The following is a 26,540-nucleotide window of genomic DNA, read 5'->3' on the forward strand; positions in this document are numbered from 1 at the left end:
CTAGACGCACCGGCGACAAGGAGGCGGAGGCGATCGTCATGGCGGCACCGGACACCGGCCGGGTGAGGCGCGCCCACCGCCGCTGGACGGGACGGCGGGAGACGCCCGACGAGCGGGCCGACCGGCGCTGGACGGACCTGCTCCAGGAGGTGCGGGTGGCCCAGACGGGCTCGCAGGTGCTGTTCGGCTTCCTGCTGAGCGTCGTCTTCATGCCGCGCTTCACGCAGCTCGGCGACTTCGACCGGGGACTGTACGTGACCACGGTCGTCCTCGGGGCGCTGGCCACCGGCGCGCTGGCGGCCCCGGTGGCCTACCACCGGATCTTCGCCGGCCACCGCCTGAAGCCCGAACTGGTCGACGCGGCGGCCCGGCTGGTGGCCGTCGGCCTGCTGCTGCTGGCGCTGACCATCGGCTCCGCCCTGCTGCTCCTGCTGCGCACGGCGACGGGCTCGGCGGCGTCCGGCTGGATCACCGGGGCCGTCATGCTCTGGTTCGCGTCCTGCTGGCTGCTGATCCCCGTGCGGCACCTGCGCCGGCACGACTCGCGGAGCACCCGGCCCCCGGGCGACGCCGGCGGCCCGGACCGACCCCCGCCGGGTTCCGCCGGGGACGGCGGGGATGGCGGCGGGGATGGCGGCGGCGGGGCGGGGCGCCCACCGGGTTTCGGGAAGGACGGCGGGGCAAGACGCGTGCCATGAGCATCCGTACGCGTTCGAAACCCCGCACCGTGGTCATCACCGGTGCCTCCGCCGGCGTCGGCCGGGCCTGCGTCCGCGCCTTCGCCACCGGTGGCGACCGGCTCGTGCTCGTCGCCCGGGGCCTGGCCGGGCTGCGCGCCGCCTCGGCCGAGGCCCAGGCGGCCGGCTCGCCGGTGCGCACCGTCCTGGCCGACGTGGCCGACCCGGACGCCTGCGAGGCCGTCGCCGCCCGCGCCGAGGCCGAGTTCGGACCGATCGACGTCTGGGTCAACGACGCCTTCGCCTCGGTCTTCGCGCCCTTCACGGAGATCAGCCCGGAGGAGTTCCGCCGGGTCACCGAGGTCACCTACCTGGGGTACGTCAACGCCACCCGCGCCGCGCTGCACCGGATGCTGCCGCGCGACCACGGCACGATCGTCCAGGTCGGCTCGGCGATCGCCTACCGGGGCATCCCGCTGCAGACCGCCTACAGCGGCGCCAAGCACGCCATCCAGGGCTGGCACGAGGCGCTGCGCTGCGAACTGCTCGCCGAGGGTTCGTCGGTGCGCGTGACGATGGTCCAGCTGCCGGCCGTCAACACCCCGCAGTTCGACTGGGTGCTCAACCGGCTGCGCGGCCGGGCCCGCCCCGTGCCGCCCGTCCACCAGCCCGAACTCGCCGCCCGCGCCGTCCGGTTCGCGGCCGACCACCCCGGGCGGCGGGAGTACTGGGTGGGTGCCAGCACGGCCGCCACCCTGGTCGCCAACGCCCTCGCGCCCGGCCTGCTCGACCGCTACCTCGCCCGCACCGGCATCGACGCCCAACAGGAGGACGGGCCCCGGCCGGCGGACGACCGCTGCAACCTCTGGTCGCCCATGGACGCCTCCGACGACCACGGCGCGCACGGCCGTTTCGACGCCGAGGCCCGCGAGCGCAGCGCCCAGTTGTGGGCCTCCCAGCACCACGGCCTGCTCGCCGTCGGCGGGGCCGCGCTGCTCGGCGCCGCGGCGAGGGCGCTGGTACGCCGGTCGTGAACCCGACGGCCGGGGCCTGAACCGAGCCGAGAACGGAGAGCGCGGAGCCGGGCCGATCATCGGAGGTTCCGGCCTCGCGCTCCGGCGAACGGGTGGTCCGGCACGTCGATCCCCCGCGCGTCGGCGTTGCGCACGGGACGCCGTCACCGGCCGGACGGTACACCTGGGGCCGCTCGCCGCGACGGCGACGCTGCCAGGACGGCCGGTACAGGGGGTGACTCGATGCGGACGGTGGCCGAACTCCTGCTCTGGTGGGGGCTGTTGCTGCTGCTGAACGTCGTGCTGATCAGCTCGGTGACACCGCTGGAGGTGGCGGTGGGCGGCGGCGTCGCCCTGCTCGGGGCACTCGGCGCGCTCGCCGTCCGGCGCGGCTCCGGCGCCACCCCGGGCGGCGCGGCCCGCCTCGCCCCGGCGCTGCGGGCCTTCCCGCGGACCCTGCTGGCCGACACCGGCCGGCTGGTCCTCGCCGTGCTCTCCCCCGGCCGCCGCCGGTCCGGCTTCCGCGCCGTACGGCTCGCCCCCGGCACCGGCCCCGCCTGGGCGGCCGCACTGCTCTCCTCGACCCCCGGCGCGTACGTGGTGGACGTCGACGGCCAGAGCCTGCTGGTGCACGCATTCGGGCGGGAAGCCTCCGCCCTGGAGCGCGCTTTGACGGAGGCGGCCGAGTGAACGCCTGGCTGCTGGCGGCGGCCGTGCTGGCCGTCGGCGGGATCGCCCCGTGCCTGCTGCTCGGGCTGTCCGGCGAGGCGCGGCGGCGCCTGGCCGGGCTGAACCTCGCCGCGCTGGTGACCTCCGTCGTGCTGCTGCTGCTCGCCCAGGGCTTCGGCCGGCCGTCGTACACCGACCTGGCGCTCGACCTCGCCGTCCTGGCACCCGCCGGGACCCTGGTGTTCACCCGCTTCCTGGCCGGCGAGGAGCGCTGATGGGGCGGCACGCCGTGGCCCTGGTGCTGCTCTGCGCGGGCACGGCCGCGCTGCTGCTCTCCGCCCTCGCGCTCGCCGTGCTCCCCGGCCGCCACCTGCGCCTGCACGCCCTCTCGCCCGCCGCCGTGCTCGGCGCCCCGCTGGTCGCGCTCGCCCTCGCCGTGGACACCGGGCCGGGCCGGGCGGCGGTCAAACTGTTGGTCGTCGGCGGGCTGCTGGCGGCGGGCGGCACCGTCACCACCATGGCCGTGGGCCGGGCGGCGGCACGGCCGTGACCGACGCCCTGATCGTGATCGCCCTGCTGCTCACCGCCGTCACCGCCACCGCGGCCGCGCTCACCCGCGACCCCGTCCGGCAGGCCGCCGTGCTGGCCCTGCTCGGGCTGAGCCTCGCCCTGCTCTTCACCGTGCTCCAGGCGCCCGACGTCGCGCTCTCCCAGCTCGGCGTCGGCAGCGCGATCACCCCGCTGCTGATCCTGCTGACCGTCCGCCGGGTGCACCGCGAGGAGCACACCGACGAACGCCGCCCGGACCGCGCCGAGTGAACCGGACCGCCCGGCTCGGGCTCTTCCTCCTCGCGGCCTCCGTGCTGGCCGCCGCGCTGGTCGCCGCCGCCGGAGAGCTGCCCGGCTTCGGCGGCGAGCGGCACCCGTACGGCCAGCGGGCGGTGGCGGCCGGGCTGGCCCGGCGGACGGCCAACACCGTCTCCTCCGTCAACTTCGACCAGCGGGCCTTCGACACCCTCGGCGAGGAGTCGATCCTGTTCGGCTCCGTGCTCGGCGCGGGCATCCTGCTGCGGCTGGCCCGGGACGAGCGCAAGCGCCGCGCCGCCGCCGAGCCCGTCCTGCCCACCACCCGGCTGTTCGGCGCCGCGCTGCTGCCGGTCACCGTCCTGACCGGCGGCTACCTCGTCGCGCACGGCGCGCTGAGCCCGGGCGGCGGCTTCCAGGGCGGCGTCGCGCTGGCCACCGCCCTGCACCTGGCGTACGTCGCGGCCGACTACCGGGTGCTCAAGCGGATCCGTCCGCTCGCCGCGCTGGATGTCGCGGACGCCCTGGCCGCCGGCGCCTTCGCCGCGCTCGGCCTGATCGGCCTCGCCCAGGGCGCCGGCTACCTCGCCAACACCCTGCCGCTCGGGACCTTCAACCAGCTGTCCTCCAGCGGGCTGGTGGCCGTCGTCAACGCCGTCGTCGGGGTCGAGGTCGCCTCCGGCGTGGTGGTGCTGCTCGCCCACTTCCTGGACCAGGCCGTCGAGGTCGCCCCCCGACGGGAGGAGGCATGAGCCTGCTGCCCTACCTGGTGGCCGGGTGGATCCTGCTGGCCGGCCTGTACGGCCTGGTGACCAGCCGCAACCTGGTGCAGGCGGTCGGCTGCCTGGCCGTCGCCCAGTCCTCGACCTACGTCCTGCTGCTCGCGGTCGGGTACCGCCGCGACGCCACCGCCCCGGTCTACTCCGACCTGCCGACCGACGCCCCGGTGGTGGACCCGGTGGTCCAGGCACTGACGCTCACCGACATCGTGGTCGGCGCGACCGTCACCGCGCTGCTCCTCTCCCTCGTGATCCAACTGCGCAAGCGCCACGGCACGGTGGACCCGGAGGAACTGACCGGGCTGCGGGGGTGACGGCCGGTGCGCACCGCCGACCTGCTGCCGCTGGCCGTCGCCGTCCCGCTGCTGGGCGCGGCCGTCACCGCCGTCGCCGGCCGCTGGCTGCCCCGCCTCGGCCGCGACGTGCTGGCCACGGCCCTGGCCGCCGCCGACGTCGTCTGCCTCGCCCTGCTGTGGGCCCGGACCGGCCCGGACGGCCGGGCGGTCTCCTGGCTGGGCGGCTGGACCCCGAGCGACGGGCACAGCGTGGGCATCGTGCTGGTCGCCGACCGCCTCGGCAGCGGCCTCGCCCTGCTCGCGGCCGTCCTCGTGCTCGCCGTGCTCTGCTACGCCTGGCGCTACTTCGACGAGCCCTCCGGCGAGCGCGGCGGCCTGTTCCCCGCGCTGCTGCTGCTCTTCGAGGCCGGGATGTGCGGCTTCGCGCTCACCGGCGACCTCTTCGACGCCTTCGTCTTCTTCGAGCTGATGGGCGCCGTCGCGTACGCGCTGACCGGCTTCCGGATCGAGGACCCGCGCCCGCTGCACGGCGCGCTGGCCTTCGGGCTGGTCAACTCGGCCGCCGCCTACCTCTCGCTGCTCGGCATCGGCCTGCTCTACGCCCGCACCGGTGAACTCGGCCTGGCCCAGATCGGCGCCGAGCTGGACCGCCTCGCCGCGCCCGGCCGCGGCCCGGACGCCCTGCTGGTCATCGCCTTCGTGCTGGTCCTGGCCGGTCCGCTGGTGAAGGCCGCCGCGGCGCCGTTCCACTTCTGGCTGCCGGACGCGCACGCCGTCGCCCCGAGCCCGGTGTGCATGCTGCTGTCCGGGGTGATGGTCGAACTAGGGGTGTACGGCGTGGCCCGGATCCACCGGGTGGTCTTCGCCGGGGCGGGCGGACTGCCGGACGCCGTCGTGCGGGACACCCTGCTGGCCGCCGGGGTACTGACGGCGCTGGTCGGCGCCGTGATGTGCTGGCAGCAGCGGCACCTGAAGCGGCTGCTGGCGTTCTCCACGGTCGGGCACGTCGGGCTGTTCCTGATCGGCGCGGCCCTGCTCACCCCGGCCGGGCTGGCCGGCACCGCGGTGTACGTGGCCGGCCACGCCGGAGCCAAGGCCGCGCTGTTCGGCCTCACCGGCGTGCTGCTCGACCGGTACGGCTCGGTGGACGAGCACGGGCTGCACGGCCGGGCCCGCGAACTGCGCGTCACCGGGCTGCTGTTCGTCCTCGGGGCACTGGCCCTGGCCGGGCTGCCGCCGTTCGGCACCGGGCTCGGCAAGGCCGTCGCCGAGGAGGCCGCCGGGCACGAACTGGCCTGGCTGCCCGCGGTGTTCGTCCTGGTGTCGGCGCTGACCGGCGGCGCCGTGCTGCGGGCGGCCCTGCGGGTCTTCGGCGGGGTCGGCGCACCGCCGAGGGAGTACCCGGAGGTGGCCGCGACCACCGGCGAGGGCGAGGAGCCCGAGATCCGCCCGCCCGACCGGCGGCTGCCCCCGCCGATGGTCCTGGCCCCCGCGCTGCTGCTGGCCGGCTGCCTGGCCGTCGGCGTCCTGCCCGGCGTCGGCCGGGCCCTCGCGGCGGGCGCGGCCGCCTTCACCGGCCGCGAGGCCTACCTCGCCGACACCCTCGGCCGCCCGCCCGTACCCGCGGCCGCCGCGCCGGAGGCCTGGTGGACGGCCTCCGGCCTCGGGCTCGGCCTGCTCTCCGCGCTGCTGGCCGTCGGCTTCGCCACGGCCGCCGTCCGACGGGCGCCCGGGCGCGGCACGAGCGGCCTGCACCGCGCCGCCGTCCTGCCGCTGCGCCGCCTGCACTCCGGCCTGCTGGGGGACTACGTCGCCTGGCTGGCCGTGGGACTCGCCGCCCTGCTGGTCGCCCTCACCGCCCAGCTGTGACGCCCCCGGTCGGCCCGTGACGTTCACGTACGGCCCGGCCGGCCGTCGCGGCCCGGTTGCGGACTCCCGGGCCCCCGGCGGTCAGCGTCCCCGGCCGTTCCGCGGCTCGGCGGAGGCCCGGGACCAGTCCAGGTACTGCTGGCGGACGTACGCCCGGGCGTCGTCGCCGTCGGCGGTGGCGCCGTCGTGCTCGGTCAGGTACCCGGCCGCGATCCGCGCCCACACCACCTGCTCGACGTCCGCGTCCCCGCCGCCCAGCGCCACGCGGTCGGCCCGCGCGGCGATCCGCAGCAGGTACTCGCGCCGCTTGCGGGGCGGGCTCTTGACGGTGCTCCGGCAGGCCGCGAGGTCCCGCTGCTCCTCCTCCACGCCCGGGGCGTCCGCGTAGGCCTCCACCGGCGTGGGCACCGGCCCGGCCGGCACTGTCCGCACCGGCCGGGGCGGCAGCCGGGGCAGCCCGTGGAGGGAGAGCACCGCGTCGGCGAAGTCCGGCCGGTCGACGGGCAGTCCGTGCCGGCCGAACAGGGCGAACAGCTCGGCCAGGGCGCGCGGTTCGACGCCGCGCGGCCGGTCCTCGTCGGTGACGGCGAACTGGCCCAACAGCGGGCCCCAGAACCGGCCAGGCGGGTCCGCCAGGCGCAGCCGCAGGGTGATCCGGCGGACGCCGGTCTCGTCCTCCTCGTCGAACTCCATGAGCAGCCCGCGGATCTCCGACCAGGCGTAGCGCCGGGCGACCAGCAGCCGGACCACGGTGAGGCCGTCCGCCTCCTCCCGCAGCCGGCAGGTGTACGGCGTCCCGGCCGCCACCGCGGCGGCGACCACGGCCGCGATCAGCACACCCGTCGCCGGGGCGGTGGCACCGGACTCCGTCAGCGCGATCAGCGTGACCAGGCCCAGCAGACAGCCGGCTCCCAGGCTCTCGCCCCGCAGCCGCGCGTACCGCAGCCGTATCGTCCGCATCCCGTCCCGCCCCCGGTTCGCCCGTCGCGTGCGGCTCCACGCTCCCGGGGGCGCCCGGCCCGGGCAAGCCCCGGCGGGGAGCTGTGACGGCCCCGTGACGAACCGCCGCGCCGCCGGACCGGACGCTACCGTCCGCGCAGCCGCCGGACGAGGTCGCGGGCGGCCTGCGGCCAGGCCGGGTGGTCGAAGGTGAAGCCCGCGTCGAGCAGGCGGGTCGGGACGACGCGTCGGCTCTTCAGCAGCAGCTCGGTGTCGGAGCGCAGCGCGAAGGCGCCCAGCTCGGCCATCCAGCGGGTGGCGGGCAGGGCCAGCGGCATGCCCCAGGCACTGCGCAGCTCGCGCATGAACTCGCGCTGGGGCAGCGGGTGGGGGGCGGCCAGGTTGACCGGGCCGGTGAGGTCCTCGCGCGCGATCAGGAACTCGACGGCGCGGGCGAAGTCCCGCTCGTGGATCCAGGAGACGTACTGGGCGCCGCCCGCGACCGGGCCGCCGGCGCCGAGCCGGGCCAGCCAGGAGAGCGCGTCCAGGGAGCCGCCGCGCTCGGGGCCCAGGACGGCGGCGGTGCGCAGCGCGACCCGGCGGGTGTGCGGGGTGTCGGCCTCCGCCTGGGTGCGCTCCCAGGCCAGGGCGACGTCGATGCTGTGCCGCCAGGCGGGCGGGGCGTCGGGTTCGCTGCCGCCGATCAGGCCGTCGCACTCGTCGTTGGGGGCGTCGTGGCGGTGGGCGTAGACGGTGGCGGTGCTCATCTGGAGCCAGGCGGCGGGCGGCCGGCGGGCGGCCGCGACGGCCTCGCCGACGACCCGGGTCGAGTGCACCCGCGAGTCCATCATCTCCTGCCGGTTGGCCTCGGTGTAGCGGCAGTTGACGCTGCGCCCGGCGAGGTTGAGCACGACGTCGGCGCCGTCGACCTCCGCCGCCCAGGCGCCGAGGGTCCGCGCGTCCCAGCCGATCTGCCGGGGCCCTGCGGGCCTGCGGCTGAGGACGACGACCTGGTGTCCGGCGGCGGTCAGGCTCCGGTCGAGCAGCGTTCCGAGCGCGCCGGATCCGCCGGGAATGACGACCTTCATGGGCTCCCCCTCGCACCTCGGTTCCCCGGTTCCCCGGGCGCCTCGGAGCCAGCCTAGCCCACACTTCTGAACGCGTTCAATTCCCCTGCTCCCCCGGCGGCCCGGTGGCCGGGCCGGGGACACCAGCACCTGCAGCGCCTTCTCCGGCCGCTCGGGCCCCCCTTCCGGCCACAGCCCGCCCACCAGCCGCCCCCGGCCCCCACCTCCCCCGCCGACAGCGCGAGCAGCCCCCGCAGTCCGGGGCGGCGACCTCCTCACCGTGGCAGGAGACGGTGGACGGCACGCACAGCTCGATCGCCACCGCGTCAACGCGGCCACCGGCCACCGGCCCTGATCACCGGTCAGCCGGAAGCGGACCCTTGTGCGGGAGCCCGCCGGTACCTAGGGTCACGATGTATCGGTTCGATACATCGAGCCGATAGCTCTTGCCGTCCGGGTCAGGTCGACCCCGGACGGCCACCGCGCTGCGCACCCGGCGCGGACCGCCGACCGGATGGAGCCACGATGACGGGGACCGACCGCACCACCGAGCACCACCAGCACGACGCACGCCGCCCGGCGCCCACCGGGCGGGCATCGGCCCAGGACGAACGGCGGCTGCACGGCTCGTCGTTCGGCCGGGCGGCGGCCGCCTACGCCGAGCACCGCCCGGACTACGCGCGGGCCGCGGTGCGGTGGGCCCTGGAAGCCGCGCCCGGCCCGCGGGTGCTCGACCTCGGCGCGGGAACGGGCAAGCTCACCGCCACGCTGGCCGCGCTGGGCCACGACGTGGTCTCGGTCGAACCCGACCCGGCGATGCTGGCCGAACTGCGCGGCTCGCTCCCGGCCGTCCGCGCGCTGCCGGGCAGCGCCGAGGCGATCCCGCTGCCGGACGGCGCCGTCGACGCCGTGGTGTCCGGCAACGCCATGCACTGGTTCGACATGGACCTCGCGGGGCCGGAGATCGCCCGGGTGCTCGCGCCCTGCGGCGTCCTGGCCGGCCTGTGGAACGTCTTCGACGACGGCGTCGACTGGGTGGCCGGCCTCGCCCGGGTCACCGGCCCCGCCGCCATCGGTCCGCGCGACCTGCCCGCCGGCTGGCGCACCGAGACGGCGCGGATGCACCTCCCCCGGTCCGGCGGGGAGGCCTGGTTCGACTCCGCGGAGCAGGCCGAGTTCCCGCACGGACAGCGTCGGACCGCCGATTCCCTCGTCGCGACCCTCGGCACGAAGGCGGGCGTCCTGGTCATGCCGGAGCAGGAGCGCGAGGCCCTGCTGGACGAGTCCCGCGCCTATCTCGCCGCCCGCCCGGAGACCGGCGCCGGCGAATTCACCCTCCCGATGCTGACCGGCGTCCTGCGCGTGCGCCGGAGGTGACCCCGCCGTCCGGCCGTCCCGAGGTGACCGGCCCTCGCCCGTTACTCGGCCCGCAGCAGCGGCGCTTCGCCGTCCCGGCCCTCCCCCGGGGTTCCCGGGTCCGGCTTCCCGGGGCGGCTCAGCTCGGCTCAGCCGGCCACCGGGTGACGCCCGGGGCCGCCGGTGCGGACGGCCGGTCGGCCGGTCGGCCCGTCGGCCCGTCGCCGAGGTGGACGGCTTCGCCCCCCGGCCGCGTCACCGGCGGCCCCGGGCGTCACCCGGCCCGCTCCTCCAGCGCGGGCAGGACCTTGTCCAGCGTGATCGGCAGGTGCCGGACCCGTACCCCGCAGGCGTGCCACACCGCGTTCGAGACCGCGGCGGCCGTCCCGACGATGCCGATCTCCCCGATGCCCTTGGACCCCATGGCGTTGACGTGGGGATCGTGCTCGGCGAGCCAGTGCGCCTCGATCCGGTCGACGTCCGCGTTCGCCGCGACGTGGTACTCGGCCAGGTCGTGGTTGACCACGTGGCCGGTCCGCGGATCGAGTACGCCGCTCTCGTGCAGGGCCATGGACAGCCCCATCGTCATCCCGCCGACGAACTGCGAGCGCGCCGTACGGGGGTTGATGATCCGGCCCGCGGCGAACACGCCCAGCAGCCGCGCCACCCGTACCTCGCCGGTGTCCGCGTGGACGTGCGCCTCGGCGAACTGCGCCCCGAAGGCGTGCATCGCGTAGCGCTCGTCCGCCGGCCCGACGCTCCCGGACGCCTGCGCCCCGTCCGGCGGCTCGGCCCCGTACCGGGCACGCAGCGCACGCGCGGCCTCGACCACGGCTGATCCCCACGTCGTCATGCCGGAGGAACCCCCGGCCACCGACGCGACCGGGTAGTCGGTGTCGCCGATCCGCACCTCCACCCGCTCCACCGGCACGCCGAGCGCGTCCGCGGCGATCTGCGCCAGGGTGGTCCAGGTCCCGGTGCCGAGGTCGGCCGCACCGATCTCGGCCAGGTAGCCCCCGCCCTCCCGCCGGATCGTCGCCGTCGACGTCGGCATCCGGCTGACGGGGTAGGTCGAGGCCGCCACCCCCGTGCCGACCAGCCAGTCGCCCCGGCGGCGCACGCCCGGCCGCGGGTCGCGCCGGGCCCAGTCGAACCGGGCCGCGCCCTCGCGCAGGCAGCCGACCAGGCCGCGGCTGGAGAACGGCTTGCCCGAGCCGGGTTCGACGGCGGGCTCGTTGCGGATCCGCAGCTCGACCGGGTCCAGGCCGAGGCGCTCGGCCAGCTCGTCCATCGCCACCTCGGGACCGAACATCCCGGGGCACTCGCCCGGGGCGCGCATCCAGGACGGCACCGGCACGTCGAGGGCGGCCAGCCGGTGGGTGGTGCGCCGGTTCGGCGCGGCGTACATCATCCGCGCGGGGACGCCGGTCTGCTCCGCGAACTCCTTGATGCGTGAGGTCTGTTCGACGACGTCGACGGCCACCGCGGACAGCGTGCCGTCCCGCCCGGCCGCGAGGCGGCAGCGCTGGATGGTGGGGGTGCGGTACCCGGTCAGGTCGAACATCTGCCGGCGGGTCAGCGCCAGCCGCACCGGCCGGCCGGGGACCGCCCTGGCGGCCATCGCGGCGAGCACCACGTTGACGTGCGGCCGTCCCTTGGAGCCGAACCCGCCCCCGACGTACGGGCAGACGACCCGCACCCGCTCCTCGTCGAGACCGAACACCTCCGCCAGGGCGGACCGCGTCGAGTGGACGCCCTGGGTGGAGTCCCACAGGGTGAGGAAGCCCTCGCCCGCCGGGTCCCACCGGGCCACCGTGGCGTGCGGTTCCATCGGGTTGTTGTGGTTCCGCGCGGTGCTGTACGTCTCCTCGACGGTCACCTCCGCCGCCGCCATCGCGGCGTCCACGTCGCCCTCGGCGGTGTCCGTGGGGAAGTCCGGGTTCACCGTCTCCGGCGTGTACAGGTCCTCGCGGTCGGCCCGCAGTTCGGTGTCGTGCGCCTGCTGCGCGTAGCCGACCCGGACGAGGCCGGCCGCGTGCCGCGCCACCTCGGAGGTCTCGGCGACGACCACCGCGACGACCTGGCCGCGGAAGGCGACCTCCGCGTCCTGGAGCACCGCCAGCTCGCGGTCCTCGACGGACGCCAGCCGCTCCGCCCGGTCGTGGGTGAGCACGGCGACCACGCCGTCGAGCGCCTCGGCCGCCGCGGTGTCCAGTTCCGTGACGCGCCCCCGGGCGACGGCGGCCTGCACGACGTACAGGTGGGCGGCGTCCGCCAGCGGGGTCTCGTGGGCGTAGGTGGCGGTGCCCAGGACCTTGACGGTGCCGTCCCGGCGGGGCAGGTCGCGGCCGACGGCGGCCGGCTCGTCGGGGAGCGTCACGGGGTGTCCTTCCCGGTCAGGCCGCGCAGGGTGGCGGCGAGGGTGCGGCGCAGCAGGGGGATCTTGAACGCGTTGCCGCCGTCCAGGCCCCCGGCCGGCCGGGCGGCGTCGAGTTCCGCGTCCGCGGCGGCCCGGAAGCCGGCCTCCGTGGCGGGAGCGCCCCGCAGGGCCTCCTCGGCCCGGTACGCGCGCCACGGAGCGTGCGCCACGCCTCCGAAGGCGATCCGCGCGTCCGCCACCACCCCGTCCCGGACGTCGAGCGCCGCGGCCACGCTGACCAGGGCGAACGCGTACGAGGCCCGGTCCCGCACCTTGCGGTAGGCCGAGCGGCGGGCGATCGGCTCTCCCGGCAGGTCGATCGCGGTGATCAGCTCGCCGTGTTCGAGCACCGTGTCGCGCTCGGGCTCGTCGCCGGGCAGCCGGTGCAGACCGACGAACGGGATCGTGCGCTCGCCGGCCGGGCCGAGCACCCGCACCTGCGCCCCGAGCGCGGCCAGCGCCACCGCCATGTCCGAGGGGTGGACCGCGATGCAGTGCTCGGAGGCGCCGAGGATCGCGTGGTTGCGGGTCCATCCCCCGACCGCCGAACAGCCCGAGCCCGGCTCGCGCTTGTTGCACGGGGTCGTGACGTCCTGGAAGTAGACGCAGCGGGTGCGCTGCAGCGGGTTGCCGCCGGTGGTGGCCATGTTGCGCAGCTGCCCGGACGCCCCCGACAGGAGGGCCTGTGACAGCACCGGGAACCACTCGCGCACCCGGGGGTGCGCGGCGAGCGCGCTGTTGCTGACCCCCGCGCCGATCCGCAGGGCGCCGTCGCCGAGTTCCTCGACCCCGGTCGGCAGGACGCCGGAGACGTCGACGACCAGGGCGGGCCGCGCGACGCCCAGCTTGAGGTGGTCCACCAGGTTCGTCCCGCCGCCGAGGAAGACCGCGTCCGGACGGCCGGCGACGCTGCGCACGGCGGCCGCGGCGTCGGCGGGCCGGTGGTAGTCGAACGGTCTCACCGGGACACCTCCGGATCGGTGGCGGGCCGGCCCGCTGCCCGCAGCACGGCGGTGACGATGTTGACGTAGGCCCCGCAGCGGCACAGGTTGCCGCTCATCCGCTCGGCCACCTCGGCGCGTCCCGGCTCCGGTGCGCCCGGGCCCCGGGTGACGGCGCTCGGCCAGCCCTGCGCGAACTCGTCGAGCACCCCGACGGCGGAGACGACCTGCCCGGGGGTGCAGTACCCGCACTGGAGCGCGTCGCAGTCGACGAAGGCCTGCTGCACCGGGTGGAGCCCGTCGGCGGCGAGCCCCTGGGCGGTGACGACCTCGGCGCCGTCCTGGGTGACGGCGAGCGTGAGGCAGGCCAGCACGCGGCGGCCGCCGGACAGCACCGTGCAGGAGCCGCACTGTCCGTGGTCACAACCCTTCTTGGGGCTCGTCACTCCGAGCCGTTCGCGCAGCGCGTCGAGCAGTGTCGTGCGCGTGTCGACGGTCAGCCGACGCGCGGTGCCGTCGACCCGTACGGTGATCTCCCTCTCCATCGCACCAGGTTTCCCCGCCCCGGCGGCGCCCACACGGCGCACGGCGCCCCGTCACACCCCTGGCGGCAGCGGCCGGAACCCGGGCCCGCGCGTCGGTGCGCCCGGCCGGTGGCCCCCCGGTGCGTACGACGTCCGTTTGCGGGCAGACGCCGGGAACGTCAAGGGTGCCTTGAGGCCCAACGACCGAGAGAGGGAGGAGCCGTCGTGGCACTGTTCCTGTTCATCCTGCTCATCGCCGTGGTGTTCGGCTTCGTCGGCGCACTGGTGAAGGGCCTGCTGTGGCTGCTGGTCATCGGCGCGGTGCTCTTCGTCGTCGCCCTGGTCCTGGGAGGCGTGCGCCTGGGGCGGCGCAGATGAGCCTGACGGGCGCGGCGGGCCGTCGCGGCGCACCGTGACGGCCCGCCGCGCCCGGTCCTGCGGGTCCTCCGCTCCGGCGGCGGCGGTGAAAGGCGAGGTGCAAGGCGAGGAGGCGGAGATGATGGACGGACGTGAGCAGCGGGCACCGGCGCCCGGCCGGGGCGGCCCCGTCCCTTCGGCCGGTCCGCGGCGGCCCGCGCCGCGCGGGCCGCTGTCGGCGGCGGTGCTCGACCTCGTGACGGCCGGGCCGCCGCCCGGCCCGGCCCGGGGCCCCGTGCCGGGCGGCCCCTTCCCCGACCCCTGGGGCGAGGACCACCAGCTGGCACTGCACCTCTGCTACGAGCTGCACGACCGCGGCCTGCCGGGCGTCCACCCCGGCTGGGAGTGGGACCCCGTCCTGCTCACCCTGCGGCGCGGGCTGGAGGACGCCTTCCTGGCCGCGGTGCGCGCCGGGACGGAACCGGTGCCGCCCCTGCCGGAGCTGCTGGAACGGTTGCTGACGGAGCCGTCCGACGGCAGCGGCCCCTCGCACTTCCTGCTGGCCGAGGGGGAACGGCGGCACGCGCAGGAGTACCTGGTGCACCGGTCCGTCTACCACCTCAAGGAGGCGGACCCGCAGCTGTGGGTCCTGCCGCGGATCCACGGCCCCGCCCAGGCGGTGCTGATGGCGGTCGCCTACGACGAGTACGGCGCCGGCCGCCCGGACCGCGCCCACTGCCTGCTCTACGCCCGGATGATGGCCGCCTTCGGCCTCGACCCGGGGTACGGGCACTACCGGGACCTCGTGCCCGCCCCGATGCTCGCCGTCGTGAACCTCATGACCCTCTTCGGGCTGCACCGCGCGCTCCGCGGCGCGGCGGTGGGGCAGTTCGCGGCCATCGAGATCACCTCCTCGCCCGGCTCGGCCCGGCTCGCCCGGGCCCTGGAACGGCTGGGCGGCGGCGCGGACGGCACCCTGTTCTACCGCGAGCACGTCGAGGCCGACGCCGTCCACGAGCAGCTGGTGCGCCGCGGCGTCATCGAGGAACTGCTCGCCGCGGAACCGGAACTGGCGCCGGACATCGCCTTCGGCATCGCCGCCGCCACCCTGGTCGGCGACCGGTTCGCGGAGCACCTGCTCACGTCCTGGCGAGCCGGACGGACGTCCCTGCGCGCACCCCTCGCACCCCTCGCCCATGTCGCGGGCTGACTCCGGGGCCTCGGCCCGGCGCCGCTCACACCGGTCGCCAGTGCCGGGCGGCCCCGCCGAACCGGAGCGGACGGGTCGGCCGCCCGGCTCGGAGCACGTACCGGATGACGGCGGGCTCCGCGCGGGCGACCCTGGTGACGTGAGCGACGACACGGCGCGAGGCGCCCGGGAGCCGAGTCCCGCACGGGGCGCCGAGCCGGAACGCGGGTCGGCGCCGACGGTCGGGGTCGAGGAGGAGTACTTCCTGGTGGACGCCGACAGCCGCGCCGCCGTGCCGGCCGGGCCACGGCTGGCGGCGCGGGCGGGCCGGGTGCTGGGCGACCTGGTGTCCGGGGAGTTCACGGACCTCCAGATCGAGGCGCGGACGCCGCCGTGCGCCACGATGGCCGAACTGTCCACCCGGCTGACGCGGCTGCGCCGCGAGCTCGCCGCGTGCGCCGCGGCCGAGGGCGTGGCGGTGTGCCCGAGCGCGACGCCCGTGCTCGGCGGCGGTGGCGTGGTGCCGGTGGGCGAGCACCCCCGGTACCGCGACGGGGTGGAGCTGTTTCGGACCCTGATGGACGACTTCGCCGTCTGCGCCCTGCACGTCCACGTGTGCCTGCCCGACCGCGAGGTGGCGGCCCTGGCCGGCAACCACCTGCGCCCCTGGCTGCCGCTGCTGGTGGAGATGAGCGCCAACTCGCCCTTCCACGCCGGCCGGGACACCGGGTACGCGAGCTGGCGCTCGGTGCTGCGGCTGCGCTTCCCCTCCCTCGGTCCGCCGCCGCGGGTCGAGTCCTTCGACGACTACCGGCGCGTCGCGGCCGCGATGGCGGAGGTCGGCGGGAGTTCCTTCGCCGAGCTGCCGTTCTGGGACACCCGGCCCCACCCGCGGTTCCCGACACTGGAGGTGCGGTGCATGGACGTCCCGGCCGAGGTCGCCGACACGGTGGCGCTGGCCGCCGTCGTCCGGGGACTGGTGGTGACCTCCGCCCGGCTCGTGGAGGCGGGCGATCCGGGCCCGGCCCCGCGCGGTGAGCTCCTGCGGGGCGCGTACTGGTACGCCACCCGCGACGGCTGGCCGGGGCCGGGAGCGGACGCGCTGAGCGGGCGGATGCTGCCCGCGCCGGAGCGGGCCCGGCGGCTGTTGGAGCACATCGGCGCCGCGCTGGAGGACCTGGGGGACCTGGAACGGGCGGCGGCCTTCGTCGAACGGCTGGCCGCCCGGGGAAGCGGTGCCCACCGCCAGCGCGCCGTGCACCGGCGGGGCGGCCTGCGCGCGGTCGTGGACGACCTCGCGGGCTGCATGATCCCGGCCGGAACCGCCGAGCCGGGGCGGCCGCGGGCCCGCACTCATCCGCACGGCGGACGCCCCGGCGGTGTGACCGCCCGGGGCGTGCCAGCGTGGAGGGGTGCGACCGGACACGGGCGGGAAGTCGGACCCGTGCCGGAGGACGACCGGAAGCGTAGGGAGCAGCAGCCGATGGAAGACCTCGTGAGCATGTCCGGCCGGGAGGCCGGGGCCCCGGCCGAGGAGCGGGCGGTCCGGGTCCGCCGGGACGGCTACGCCCGCCTGGGCGCCGCCGACCTCGGCATCGACCTCCAGGCGATGGCGGCGGACTTCGCCGAGCTGGCCGGAGCGTACAAGGACCTGCCCGCGGACCCGTACGCGCGGGAGACCCACCGGTTCCGCCGCTACTCGCACGCCGTCCACCTGCCCTGGACCGGGGAGCTGTCGTACACCCCCGGAGCGCCCGACGAGGAGTTCGGCACCGTCACCGAGTACTGGCAGGACGAGCACAACCCGGAGTACCCGCGGGTGCTCCGCCGGCTGCCCGACATCCCGTCGGCCCTGCAGGACAACCGGCTGCTCGACGCCCTGATCCGCGCCGACCTGGGCCACGCCCTGTGGCTGGAGGACCTCCACCGCGTCCCCGTCTACGTCGGCGTCCACCTGATCTCGCTCGGTGTGCACGGGCGCGAGCAGGTCGCCGTCTCCTCGCCCAACTGCCTGCACCAGGACGGCGGTTCACCGGCCACCTTCACCTTCGCCCACCTGATCGGCCGACGGAACGTCGAGGGCGGCGAGAACGTCATCGCCACCCCCGGGAGCGCCGGGCGCCAACCCGACGCGCTGCCGCCCGAGGACGTCCTCGACCGCTTCGTCCTCACCGAGCCGCTGGACGGCTACGGGGTGCACGACTGCCGCGTCAGCCACTACGTCGGGCCCGTCCGCCTCGGCGACGACGGCGACGACGGCCGGCGCGACATCCTGATCATCGGCATCGCCCCCTACGCCCCCGGACTGTAGCCCTGCGTCGGCGCCGATCGGGTGAGCGGCGCACGACTCGCCCGGGTGCCGGGCCCGGGGCGGGGATCACTGCCCTTCGGACCGGGACGGACCCGGCCGCGAGGAGAGGCGGGAACACGATGGGGCACGGCGGGAACGTGATCGCGGAGCTGGAGGCCGACCACCGGGAGGTGGAGGAGATGTTCGCCCGGCTCAGGGCGATGACCGGGCGCGGGCAGGAGCTGCGGGACCTGGTGGACCAGGTCACCATCGAGCTGGTGCGGCACTCGGTGGCCGAGGAGCAGTACCTCTACCCGGCGGTGCGCGAGCACGTCCCGGGCGGGGGCGCGCTCGCGGACAAGGAGATCGAGGACCACACCCGGGTCGAGGAGATCCTCAAGAAGCTGGAGCGGATGGACACGGCCGACACGCAGATGAGCTCCATGCTGCGGGAGCTCATGGACGAGGTGACCAGCCACGTCCAGGACGAGGAGAACAACCTGTTCCCCAGGCTGGCCCAAGCCTGTACGCCCGAACAGCTGGACGACCTCGGGGACAAGATCCGCCGTGCGAAGGCGATGGCCCCCACCCGCCCGCACCCGGCCGCCCCGAGCAGCCCCGGGGCCAGCAAGCTGCTCGCCCCGGGCGCGGGGCTGGTCGACCGCGCACGCGACTTCGTCACCGGCCGCGGCAGGTCCTGAACCACCCTGCCCGCGAGAACCCGGCCGGGGCCGGCCCTGGAACGGGCCAGCCCCGGCCAGTGCGTTCCGGCCGGTGCGTTCCGGCCGGCCGTGACGCAGATCATGCCGTCCGCCGTGCCCACCCGCCTACACTGGTCGGCCAGCAGCAGGGCAGCGAAGCCCCGCAGACGAGCAGCTCGCCCGGCCCCGCCCGACGGACACCGGCGAGCCCGCCCATGAGGGACCGATCGCCGTGCCCACCGACCTCACCCCTGTCATAGCCGCCTCCGCCCGCTGGCTGCTGGCCGCCTACCCGCCGCCGGCGGGCGCGCTCAACGCCGCGCTGGCCGAGGCCCAGGCCCGCCAGGCCGCGAGCCTCGCGGCCCACCTGCGCTACCCGGGCGACCTCGACGTGCAACTGCTGCACCTGCTCGGCCCCGGCGGATCGGCCCGGCTGGACCGGCTCACCGGCAGCGACGCCGAGCCCGCGGACGCCGCCTGGCGCACCTGGGTGGACGAGACCGTCGTCAGCTGGGCCGCGTGCTTCCTGGCCGACCCGGCCGTCACCGCGCGCGCCCACCGGTTGCCGGCCTCGGCCGGACTTCCCGCCGAAGCCCGGGCCCCCGGCCTGCGGCGCCTGGCCCGGCCCGGCGCCCGCGACAGCGAAGCCGCCGTCCTGCTCCGCCACCCCGACCTGCTCGAACCCGTCATGGCCCTGCACCGGGCCTCGCTCACCGAGCTGCTGGACGCCGAGGGCTGCGCCGCGGCGTAGCCCTCGGCCGGTGCGTTCTCCGGAGGGAGACCCCGCCGACCCGGCCGGGGGGCGGGGGGGGGCGGCCCCGGGGGGGGGGGGGGGGGCGCCCCCGGGCGCCCGGCCGGCGTGCGCGTCAGCCGGCCCGAAGCCCCACCGCCAGGGTCAGTTCGAGGACCCGGTGCGGTGATGCGAGATCGGGGAACAGCTCGCGCAGCTGCGACATCCGGTAGCGGACCGTCTGGGGGTGGACGAACAGCGCCGCCGCCACCTCGTCCCGCCGGCCCTGGTGCAGCAGCCACGCCCGCAGCGTCTCCTCCAGCCGCCGCGCGGTCGTGCCGGGCAGGGCCCGCAACGGCGCGAGGGCCCGGGCACGCAGGTCCGCGAACGCGTCCGCGTCGGCGCTCAGCACCAGCTCGGGCAGGTGGTCCTCGGTGTCGCGGATGTCAGGGGAGAGGGAGCGTGCGCGTACGGCCCGCGCGTACGAGGCGGACGCGCGGTTCCACGGCCGGGCCGGACCGACCACGGCGGTGCGGTCGGTCAGCTGCCGCAGGAGGTGCGGGCGGTCGGCATCGGGGACGAGCAGCACGCCGGTGGCGTCCGGCAGGTCGTCCAGGACGAGCGTGCCCGGGTCGAGCGAGCGGTAGGCGGGCCGGGCCTGGGCGGCGGGCAGCAGGACGGCGGTCAGCGAGACCGGGGGCTGCCACCCGGCCCGTTGGACGGAGGCCAGCAGCACGTCCGGGCTCGCGTCGGCGAGGAGGTCGCGGGCCAGGTGTTCCAGGTGGCGCTCGTGGGCCCGGCCCTGGGCGGCCAGTTCGTCGGCATGGCCCGCGGCGCTCGCGGCGGAGAGCTCGTCGATGTAGGCGAAGGTCAGCTCGGCGAACTTGGCGACCTCGGCGGCGGGCAGGCCCGCGGGTACGGCACCCGCGGCCAGGCACCGCCAGGCCACCCGGGCGCCGACGCGGTAGGCGCTGAGCAGGGCGTCCATCGAACGGCCGTCGCGCACCTCGCCGCGGCCCAGGTCGTAGGCCGCGTCACCGGCGTCGCCACCCGTGGCGTTCCCGCTCGCGAGGTCCAGGTAGTGCCCCAGGGCGGTGCGGACGGCTCGCCGGATGGTGGCGCCCATACGGCCGGAAAGGGCGTTGGCGTAGGGAGGGACCTCGTCGATGATCGCCTCGACGACCTCGTCGGCGGTGGCCGTCAGCGCGGCCCGAAGCGCGGCGACCGTCCTCTCGTCCAGGACCAGCTCGCTGGCCCTGCGGATCGCATGGCTCACGTTTTTGTTCCCCACGAACAATTCAGTCGACCAGATTCACGTCCTACGGTCAGGACTTTACGCCCCGAAGCGCAGCAAGCTGGAGGCATGACGAGTGCAGCCCTCCGCGGCAGGGCATGGAAACTGCTGGAGATGGTCACGACGCCGCTGCTGCCGTCGGACTACCTCGACCTGGTCAGTCCGCTGCGGGCGGGCGCCGACCTGCGGGGGCGCGTCGAGGCCGTGCACCGCGAGACGGGCGACGCCGCGACCGTCGTGATCAGGCCGGGCCGGAGCTGGCGCGGCCACACGGCCGGCCAGTACGTGCGGATCGGGGTCGACGTCGACGGGAGGCGCCTGTGGCGCGCCTACTCCCTCACCTCGCCGACCGACCGCCCGGACGGCCGCATCACGATCACCGTGAAGGCGGTCCCGGACGGCAAGGTCAGCAACCACCTGGTCCACAGGGTGGCACCGGGCACGCTGGTCCGGCTCGACCAGCCGACCGGTGACTTCGTGCTGCCGCGGGCCAGGCCCACCAAGGTGCTCTACCTGACGGCCGGCAGCGGCATCACGCCCGTGATGGGCATGCTGCGCGACACCGAGGTCGACGACGCCGTCATGGTCCACTGCGCGCCGCGGCCGCAGGACGTGATCTTCCGCGACGAACTGCGCGGCCTGGCCGCGGCCGGGAAGCTGCGGCTCACCGAGGTGCACACCGACACGGCCGGCCGGCTCGACGTCGCCCGGCTCGGCGACCTCGTGCCCGACTGGGCCGAGCGCGAGACCTGGGCCTGCGGGCCCGCGGGCCTGCTCGACGCCGTGGAGGAGCACTGGGCCGGGCACGGCGTCCGGGAGCGCCTGCACACCGAGCGCTTCCGCCCCCGCGTCGTCGCCGGAGCCGACGACGACGGCGGCGGCGGCGAGGTCACCTTCAGCACCACCGGCAGGACCGTCGCCGCGGACGGCGCCACACCGCTGCTGGACGTCGGCGAGGAGGCCGGCGTGCTCATGCCCTCCGGGTGCCGCATGGGCATCTGCTTCGGCTGCGTCACGCCGCTCAGGGCGGGCGCCGTCCGCGACCTGCGCACCGGCGAGATCACCGAGGCCGAGCCGGGCGTCCTCATCCAGACCTGCGTGTCCGCCGCGGCGGGCCCCTGCGACATCGAACGGTAGAAGCGCCTTGACCGCCATCGACCCCACCGCCCACCTGACCGCGGAGCAGATCGAGGAGCTCGGCCGCGAGCTGGACGCGATCCGCGACGAGGTGATCGCCGGCCGCGGCGAGAAGGACGCCGCCTACGTCCGCAAGGTGATCGCGGCGCAGCGCACGCTCGAACTGGCCAGCAGGGGCGTGCTGCTGTTCTCGGCCTTCCGGCCCGCGTGGCTGCTCGGCACCGCCGGCCTCTCCGTGGCGAAGATCATCGACAACATGGAGATCGGCCACAACGTCCTGCACGGCCAGTGGGACTGGATGCGGGACCCGAAGATCCACTCCACTACCTGGGAGTGGGACCACGTCTCGCCGGCCGAGCAGTGGAAGCACTCGCACAACGAGCTGCACCACGCGTACACCAACGTGATCGGCAAGGACAACGACCTCGGCTACGGCATCATGCGCGTCGACGAGGACCAGGAGTGGCACCCGGTCCACCTCGGCCAGCCGCTGTGGAACCTCGTCAACGCCTGCTTCTTCGAGTACGGCATCGCCGCGTACGACCTGGAGCTCGGCAAGAACCTGCGCAAGGGCCGCCGCGGGGATCCGGAGTTCCGGGCGCGGGCGAGGGCCGTGGGCCGCAAGATCCGCAAGCAGGTGCTCAAGGACTACGTGATCCACCCGCTGCTGTCGGGCCCGTCGTTCCCCGCCACGCTCGCCGCCACGTTCACCGCGAACGTGGTCCGCAACGTCTGGTCCCACTCGGTGATCATGTGCGGGCACTTCCCCGAGGGCGTCCAGGTCTTCGAGCGCCGGTCGGTCGAGGGCGAGACGCGCGGCCAGTGGTACCTGCGCCAGATGATGGGCTCGGCGAACATCGGCGGCAGCAGGGCCATGCACTTCATGACCGGCAACCTGTCGCACCAGATCGAGCACCACCTGTTCCCGGACCTGCCGAGCAACCGGTACGCCGAGGTGGCGGTGAAGGTGCGCGCGCTGTTCGAGAAGTACGGGCTGGAGTACGTCACCGGGCCGCTGCCCAAGCAGGTGTTCTCCGCCTGGCGCAAGGTCTTCCGGCTCTCGCTGCCGAACAGGAAGCCCGAGGCCAGGAGGCCTGGGCGCGCCAGGGTCGCGGCCCCGGGCCTCCGCCACGGCGCGTCGATCGCGCCGACCCGCTAGCCTGGGCCGCTTCCCGTACCGAGAACCGTCCGAGGAGCCCAGCGCCGTGTCCGACAGCTTCGCGCACCTGCACGTCCACACCGAGTACTCGATGCTCGACGGGGCGGCGAAGAACGGCAAGCTGTTCGCCGAGGCGGAGAGACAGGGCATGCCCGCCATCGCGATGAGCGACCACGGCAACATGTTCGGCGCGTACGAGTTCTTCCACGCCGCCGCGAAGACCGCCGTGAAGCCGATCATCGGCATCGAGGCGTACGTGGCGCCGGGGTCCCGCTTCCACAAGAAGCAGGTGTTCTGGTCCCCCGGCGGCCAGCGCCCGGCCAGCAGCGACGGCGAGGGCGGCAAGGACGTCTCGGGCGGCGGCCGCTACACCCACATGACGATGTGGGCGCAGAACGCGACCGGTCTGCGGAACCTGTTCAAGCTCTCCTCCCTCGCGTCGATGGAGGGCTACTACATGAAGCCCCGGATGGACCGCGAACTGATCGCGGCCAACGCCGGCGGCATCATCGCCACCACCGGCTGCCCCTCGGGCGAGGTGCAGACCCGACTGCGGCTGGGCCAGTACGACGAGGCGGTGAAGGCGGCCGGCGCGTACCAGGACATCTTCGGCAAGGAGAACTACTTCCTGGAGCTGATGGACCACGGCCTGTCCATCGAGCAGGACGTCCGCGCGGACCTGCTGCGCCTGGCCAAGCACCTGGACATCCCGCTGCTGGCCACCAACGACTCGCACTACGTGACCGCCGACCAGGCCGACGCCCACGACAGCCTGCTCTGCGTCGGCGTGGGCAAGAACAAGGACGACCCGAACCGGTTCAAGTTCCAGGGCACCGGCTACTACGTGAAGACCGCCGACGAGATGCGCGAGCTCTTCCGCGAGCTGCCGGAGGCCTGCGACAACACGCTGGCGATCGCCGAGCGCGTCGAGTCGTACGAGGAGGTCTTCACCTACGTCGACCGGATGCCCCAGTTCGACGTGCCCGAGGGCGAGACCCAGGCCTCGTACCTGCGCAAGAAGATCGAGATCGGCCTCAAGCACCGCTACGGCGACGACCCGGGCCAGGAGGTGCTGGACCGGATCGAGCTGGAGATGGGCGTCATCACCCCGATGGGGTTCGACGCCTACTTCCTCGTGGTCGCCGACATCTGCCAGTACGGGCGCGACAACGGCATCCCCGTCGGTCCGGGCCGCGGCTCGGCGGCCGGCTCGATGGTCGCCTACCTGACCGGCATCACCCAGCTGGACCCGCTGGAGCACGACCTGCTCTTCGAGCGCTTCCTCAACCCCGAGCGCATCAACCCCCCGGACGTCGACATCGACTTCGACGACCGCCAGCGCGACCAGATGGTCCGCTACGTCACCGAGAAGTACGGCGCCGCCTACACGGCGCAGGTGAACACCTTCGGCACCATCAAGGCCAAGGCCGCCGTGAAGGACGCCAACCGCATCCTCGGCTACCCCTTCTCGATGGGCGACCGCATCACCAAGGCGATGCCCCCGGACGTCATGGGCAAGGGCGTGCCGCTGGCCGACCTGTTCGACGAGAAGCACCCCCGCTACAACGAGGGCACCGAGATCCGGGCGCTGTACGAGAACGAGCCGGACGTCAAGAAGATCATCGACACCGGCCGGGGCATCGAGGGCCTGATCCGCGGCACCGGCGTGCACGCGGCCGCCGTCATCCTCTCCTCGACCCCGCTGCTCGACCTCATCCCGCTGCACATGCGGGACAAGGACGGCACGATCATCACCGGCTTCGACTACCCGTCCTGCGAAGCCATGGGCCTGATCAAGATGGACTTCCTCGGGCTGCGGAACCTGGGCATCATCGATCACTGCCTCAAGATCGTGAAGGCCAACCGGGGCGTCGACGTCGACATCGAGAAGATCCCGATCGACGACCCCACCACCTACCAGCTGCTCGCCCGCGGCGACACCCTCGGCGTGTTCCAGCTCGACGGCGGGCCCATGCGCGCCCTGCTGCGGCTGATGAAGCCCACCGAGTTCGCCGACATCTCCGCCGTCTCCGCGCTGTACCGCCCCGGCCCGATGGGCATGAACTCGCACACCAACTACGCGCTGCGCAAGAACGGGCAGCAGGAGATCATCCCGATCCACCCCGAGCTGGAGGAGCCGCTCAAGGACGTCCTCGGCCCCACCTACGGCCTGATCGTCTACCAGGAGCAGGTGCAGCGAGCCGCCCAGGTGCTGGCCGGCTACTCGCTCGGCCAAGCGGACCTGCTGCGCCGCGCGATGGGCAAGAAGAAGAAGGAGGTGCTGGAGAAGGAGTTCGTGCCGTTCCACGCGGGCTGCAAGGAGCGCGGCTACTCCGACGAGGCCATCCAGGCGGTCTGGGACGTCCTGGTCCCCTTCGCCGGCTACGCGTTCAACAAGTCGCACTCCGCCGCGTACGGCCTGGTCTCGTACCAGACCGCCTACCTCAAGGCCAACTACCCGGCCGAGTACATGGCCGCGCTGCTCACCTCGGTCGCCGACGACAAGGACAAGATGGCGGTCTACCTGGCGGAGTGCCGGCAGATGGGCATCAAGATCCTCTCCCCCGACGTCAACGAGTCGGTGGTCGACTTCACCGCCGTCGGCAGCGACGTCCGCTTCGGGCTCAAGGCCGTACGCAACGTCGGCGTGCCCGTGATCGAGTCCCTGGTGCGCACCCGCGAGGAGAAGGGCAAGTACACCTCCTTCGCCGACTTCCTGGACAAGGTCGAGCTGGTGGTCTGCAACAAGCGCACCGTCGACTCGCTCGTCAAGGCGGGCGCCTTCGACTCCCTCGGCCACACCCGGCTGTCCCTGAGCACCGTGCACGAGAGCGCCATCGACGCGGTGACGGGCGTCAAGAAGCAGCAGGCGATCGGCCAGGACGACCTGTTCGGCAGCCTGGGCGGCGACGACACCCCGGCCATCGGCCTGGACTTCGACCTGCCCGACCGCGAGTGGCCGCGCAGGCAACTCCTCAGCCTGGAACGGGAGATGCTCGGCCTCTACGTCTCCAGTCACCCGCTGGACGGCGCCGAGCACATCCTCTCCCGCAACCGCGACATCACCATCGCCGAACTCCTCGGCTCCGGCCGCACCGAGGGCGAGGTCCGCCTCGCCGGCCTGGTCACCAACGTCGACCGGCGCATCAACAAGGCGGGCAACGCCTGGGCGATCATCACCCTCACCGACCGCGACGCCTCCGTCGAGGTCCTGTTCTTCCCCGCCACCTACAACCTGATGTCCGCCCAGATGATCGAGGACAACGTCATCTCGGCGCGCGGCCGGCTCAACGAACGCGACGGCTCGCTGAGCATCTTCGGCCAGGAGATCACCACCCTGGACATGTCCTCCGCCGAACTCGGCACCAAGCCGCCCGTCCAGATCACCGTCCCCGCCGCGCGCATCACCCCCGAAACGGTGACCGAGCTGAAGCTCGCCCTCCGGGCGCACCCCGGCGACGTACCCGTCCGGCTGCTGACCACCAACTGGGACAAGGACACCCTGTACGAGCTCGGCTACCTGGTGAACCCCGACAACGGCCTCGCCTCGGACGTGAAGACCCTGCTCGGCACCCACTCCTGGCAGGGAACGGCGTAGCGCCCGGGCAGGCCCCGCCGGCGAGCCGGCGGTCCGTAGCACGCCCGTGCGGCCGGCGGGACCTCGGGGTTCAGAGGTCCCGCCCGGGCCGCGGCTTCTCTAGCGTCGTACCCAGCCGGTCGGGGACGGGTCGCACCGATCCTTCCTCAAGTGCCCGGGAACGAGGGGGAACCATGGAACGACGCCTCACCAACGTCCTGCGGAGCGCGGGGCTGGTCGCCGCGGCCACCGCAACCGCACTGCTCGCCTCCACCGCGGCCGCCTCGGCGGCACCCCGCACCGGGGCCCAGGTGTCCGGTGCCGGGGCCGCCGCGTCCGCGCCGTCCGCGCTGGCGGCCGACTGCGACGTGCCGCCGGTGGGCAGCATGTGCGTGCACATCCACAACACGGCCAACGACTCGTGGTACTGGTACGGCCCGTGGTACTCCTGCGTGATCCACAACTTCACCTCCACCGAGATGCCCACCTGGATCAACAACAACCAGACCGGCGGGGTGCGGACCACGTTCTACTACGGGCGTGACGGCGGCGGCGGCGCCATCGGCAGCGTCTCCCAGGACTACTCCGGCCGCCCGCCGGGCTACAAGAGCGCCGACTACTCCGCCGCGTACTCCGTCCGCGTCTGCTGACGGACGTTCGCGAAGGCCGGCCGGGCGCTGCTCGGAGCGCTCGGCCGGCCCTCGGGCGGTCGGGGGTGCGGACTGCCCGGTGGAGCCGGCCGCTACCGCGTCA

The 26,540-nt window shown here is 74.8% G+C and carries 25 protein-coding genes; 19 read left to right on the forward strand and 6 right to left on the reverse strand.

Annotation, left to right across the window (positions count from 1 at the left end; translation table 11 throughout):
* Positions 1-38 precede the first annotated feature (38 nt).
* The 9 genes from ACIQI7_RS00175 to ACIQI7_RS00215 all read left to right on the forward strand — a co-directional run bounded on the left by ACIQI7_RS00175 (position 39) and on the right by ACIQI7_RS00215 (position 6,107).
* A complete protein-coding gene (locus tag ACIQI7_RS00175) occupies positions 39-698 on the forward strand; it encodes a DUF6328 family protein (protein ID WP_401103327.1) in 660 nt (219 codons plus the stop codon).
* A complete protein-coding gene (locus ACIQI7_RS00180; protein ID WP_401103329.1) occupies positions 695-1,711 on the forward strand; it encodes an SDR family oxidoreductase in 1,017 nt (338 codons plus the stop codon). The genes ACIQI7_RS00175 and ACIQI7_RS00180 overlap by 4 nt, the downstream gene beginning before the upstream one ends.
* A gap of 222 nt (positions 1,712-1,933) precedes the next feature.
* Entirely contained in the window at positions 1,934-2,380 is a 447-nt protein-coding gene (locus tag ACIQI7_RS00185) for a hypothetical protein (protein ID WP_401103331.1), read from the forward strand.
* On the forward strand, positions 2,377-2,634 hold the full coding sequence (locus tag ACIQI7_RS00190) for a monovalent cation/H+ antiporter complex subunit F (protein WP_401103333.1): 258 nt from the start codon (positions 2,377-2,379) through the stop codon (positions 2,632-2,634). Before ACIQI7_RS00185 ends, ACIQI7_RS00190 begins: the two co-directional genes overlap by 4 nt.
* Positions 2,634-2,909, forward strand: coding sequence for a monovalent cation/H(+) antiporter subunit G (locus ACIQI7_RS00195; protein ID WP_387756002.1), 276 nt, complete (start codon positions 2,634-2,636; stop codon positions 2,907-2,909). The genes ACIQI7_RS00190 and ACIQI7_RS00195 overlap by 1 nt, the downstream gene beginning before the upstream one ends.
* Complete coding sequence (locus ACIQI7_RS00200; RefSeq protein WP_401103336.1) at positions 2,906-3,178, forward strand: Na(+)/H(+) antiporter subunit B; 273 nt, start codon at positions 2,906-2,908, stop codon at positions 3,176-3,178. Before ACIQI7_RS00195 ends, ACIQI7_RS00200 begins: the two co-directional genes overlap by 4 nt.
* Positions 3,175-3,915: an MnhB domain-containing protein gene (locus ACIQI7_RS00205; protein ID WP_401103338.1), complete on the forward strand. Its 741-nt coding sequence runs from the start codon at positions 3,175-3,177 to the stop codon at positions 3,913-3,915. Before ACIQI7_RS00200 ends, ACIQI7_RS00205 begins: the two co-directional genes overlap by 4 nt.
* The gene (locus ACIQI7_RS00210; protein WP_401103339.1) at positions 3,912-4,256 is read left to right on the forward strand and encodes a sodium:proton antiporter; all 345 of its coding nucleotides are present in this window, start codon (positions 3,912-3,914) and stop codon (positions 4,254-4,256) included. The genes ACIQI7_RS00205 and ACIQI7_RS00210 overlap by 4 nt, the downstream gene beginning before the upstream one ends.
* Before the next feature lie 6 nt (positions 4,257-4,262).
* Positions 4,263-6,107: a complex I subunit 5 family protein gene (locus ACIQI7_RS00215; RefSeq protein WP_401103343.1), complete on the forward strand. Its 1,845-nt coding sequence runs from the start codon at positions 4,263-4,265 to the stop codon at positions 6,105-6,107.
* An 81-nt stretch (positions 6,108-6,188) separates the two neighbouring features.
* Here ACIQI7_RS00215 and ACIQI7_RS00220 read toward each other — a convergent pair whose 3' ends face one another.
* Together ACIQI7_RS00220 and ACIQI7_RS00225 are read right to left on the reverse strand one after the other, a co-directional pair.
* Complete coding sequence (locus tag ACIQI7_RS00220) at positions 6,189-7,067, reverse strand: hypothetical protein (RefSeq protein ID WP_401103345.1); 879 nt, start codon at positions 7,065-7,067, stop codon at positions 6,189-6,191.
* Positions 7,068-7,192: 125 nt separating this feature from the next.
* On the reverse strand, positions 7,193-8,134 hold the full coding sequence (locus tag ACIQI7_RS00225) for a TIGR01777 family oxidoreductase (protein ID WP_401103347.1): 942 nt from the start codon (positions 8,132-8,134) through the stop codon (positions 7,193-7,195).
* A 504-nt stretch (positions 8,135-8,638) separates the two neighbouring features.
* Here ACIQI7_RS00225 and ACIQI7_RS00230 point away from each other — a divergent pair.
* Entirely contained in the window at positions 8,639-9,490 is an 852-nt protein-coding gene (locus tag ACIQI7_RS00230) for a class I SAM-dependent methyltransferase (RefSeq protein WP_401103349.1), read from the forward strand.
* 253 nt (positions 9,491-9,743) lie between these two features.
* Here the strand turns inward: ACIQI7_RS00230 and ACIQI7_RS00235 are convergent, their stop codons facing one another.
* The 3 genes from ACIQI7_RS00235 to ACIQI7_RS00245 are packed head-to-tail and all read right to left on the reverse strand — an operon-like array spanning position 9,744 to position 13,374.
* Complete coding sequence (locus ACIQI7_RS00235) at positions 9,744-11,849, reverse strand: xanthine dehydrogenase family protein molybdopterin-binding subunit (protein ID WP_401103351.1); 2,106 nt, start codon at positions 11,847-11,849, stop codon at positions 9,744-9,746.
* Complete coding sequence (locus tag ACIQI7_RS00240; protein WP_401103352.1) at positions 11,846-12,850, reverse strand: FAD binding domain-containing protein; 1,005 nt, start codon at positions 12,848-12,850, stop codon at positions 11,846-11,848. The genes ACIQI7_RS00235 and ACIQI7_RS00240 overlap by 4 nt, the downstream gene beginning before the upstream one ends.
* On the reverse strand, positions 12,847-13,374 hold the full coding sequence (locus ACIQI7_RS00245; protein WP_401103354.1) for a (2Fe-2S)-binding protein: 528 nt from the start codon (positions 13,372-13,374) through the stop codon (positions 12,847-12,849). The genes ACIQI7_RS00240 and ACIQI7_RS00245 overlap by 4 nt, the downstream gene beginning before the upstream one ends.
* A 204-nt stretch (positions 13,375-13,578) precedes the next feature.
* Here ACIQI7_RS00245 and ACIQI7_RS00250 point away from each other — a divergent pair, with 204 nt between their 5' ends.
* The 5 genes from ACIQI7_RS00250 (at position 13,579) to ACIQI7_RS00270 (ending at position 18,641) form a co-directional block, all read left to right on the forward strand.
* Positions 13,579-13,731 (forward strand): hypothetical protein, encoded by a 153-nt coding sequence (locus tag ACIQI7_RS00250; RefSeq protein ID WP_387755976.1) that lies wholly within the window; start codon positions 13,579-13,581, stop codon positions 13,729-13,731.
* Between the two features lie 118 nt (positions 13,732-13,849).
* Positions 13,850-14,920 (forward strand): iron-containing redox enzyme family protein, encoded by a 1,071-nt coding sequence (locus ACIQI7_RS00255; RefSeq protein ID WP_401103357.1) that lies wholly within the window; start codon positions 13,850-13,852, stop codon positions 14,918-14,920.
* Between the two features lie 139 nt (positions 14,921-15,059).
* Positions 15,060-17,210, forward strand: a complete 2,151-nt coding sequence (locus ACIQI7_RS00260; RefSeq protein ID WP_401103359.1) for a YbdK family carboxylate-amine ligase — start codon at positions 15,060-15,062, stop codon at positions 17,208-17,210.
* 119 nt (positions 17,211-17,329) lie between these two features.
* Complete coding sequence (locus ACIQI7_RS00265) at positions 17,330-17,890, forward strand: hemerythrin domain-containing protein (protein ID WP_401103361.1); 561 nt, start codon at positions 17,330-17,332, stop codon at positions 17,888-17,890.
* 232 nt (positions 17,891-18,122) lie between these two features.
* Complete coding sequence (locus ACIQI7_RS00270; RefSeq protein WP_401103363.1) at positions 18,123-18,641, forward strand: hypothetical protein; 519 nt, start codon at positions 18,123-18,125, stop codon at positions 18,639-18,641.
* Between the two features lie 115 nt (positions 18,642-18,756).
* Here ACIQI7_RS00270 and ACIQI7_RS00275 read toward each other — a convergent pair whose 3' ends face one another.
* Positions 18,757-19,896, reverse strand: coding sequence for a PucR family transcriptional regulator (locus ACIQI7_RS00275; RefSeq protein ID WP_401103365.1), 1,140 nt, complete (start codon positions 19,894-19,896; stop codon positions 18,757-18,759).
* Positions 19,897-19,983: 87 nt separating this feature from the next.
* Between ACIQI7_RS00275 and ACIQI7_RS00280 the strand changes: the two genes are divergently transcribed.
* The 4 genes from ACIQI7_RS00280 to ACIQI7_RS00295 all read left to right on the forward strand — a co-directional run bounded on the left by ACIQI7_RS00280 (position 19,984) and on the right by ACIQI7_RS00295 (position 26,437).
* The gene (locus ACIQI7_RS00280; RefSeq protein ID WP_401103367.1) at positions 19,984-21,051 is read left to right on the forward strand and encodes a ferredoxin reductase; all 1,068 of its coding nucleotides are present in this window, start codon (positions 19,984-19,986) and stop codon (positions 21,049-21,051) included.
* Positions 21,052-21,058: 7 nt separating this feature from the next.
* A complete protein-coding gene (locus tag ACIQI7_RS00285) occupies positions 21,059-22,210 on the forward strand; it encodes a fatty acid desaturase family protein (protein ID WP_401103369.1) in 1,152 nt (383 codons plus the stop codon).
* Between the two features lie 46 nt (positions 22,211-22,256).
* On the forward strand, positions 22,257-25,808 hold the full coding sequence (gene dnaE / locus ACIQI7_RS00290; protein ID WP_401103371.1) for a DNA polymerase III subunit alpha: 3,552 nt from the start codon (positions 22,257-22,259) through the stop codon (positions 25,806-25,808).
* Positions 25,809-25,981: 173 nt separating this feature from the next.
* Positions 25,982-26,437: a hypothetical protein gene (locus ACIQI7_RS00295; protein ID WP_401103373.1), complete on the forward strand. Its 456-nt coding sequence runs from the start codon at positions 25,982-25,984 to the stop codon at positions 26,435-26,437.
* Positions 26,438-26,540 lie beyond the last annotated feature (103 nt).

It is taken from the genome of Kitasatospora sp. NPDC092039, from assembly GCF_044756065.1.
GTDB lineage: Bacteria > Actinomycetota > Actinomycetes > Streptomycetales > Streptomycetaceae > Kitasatospora.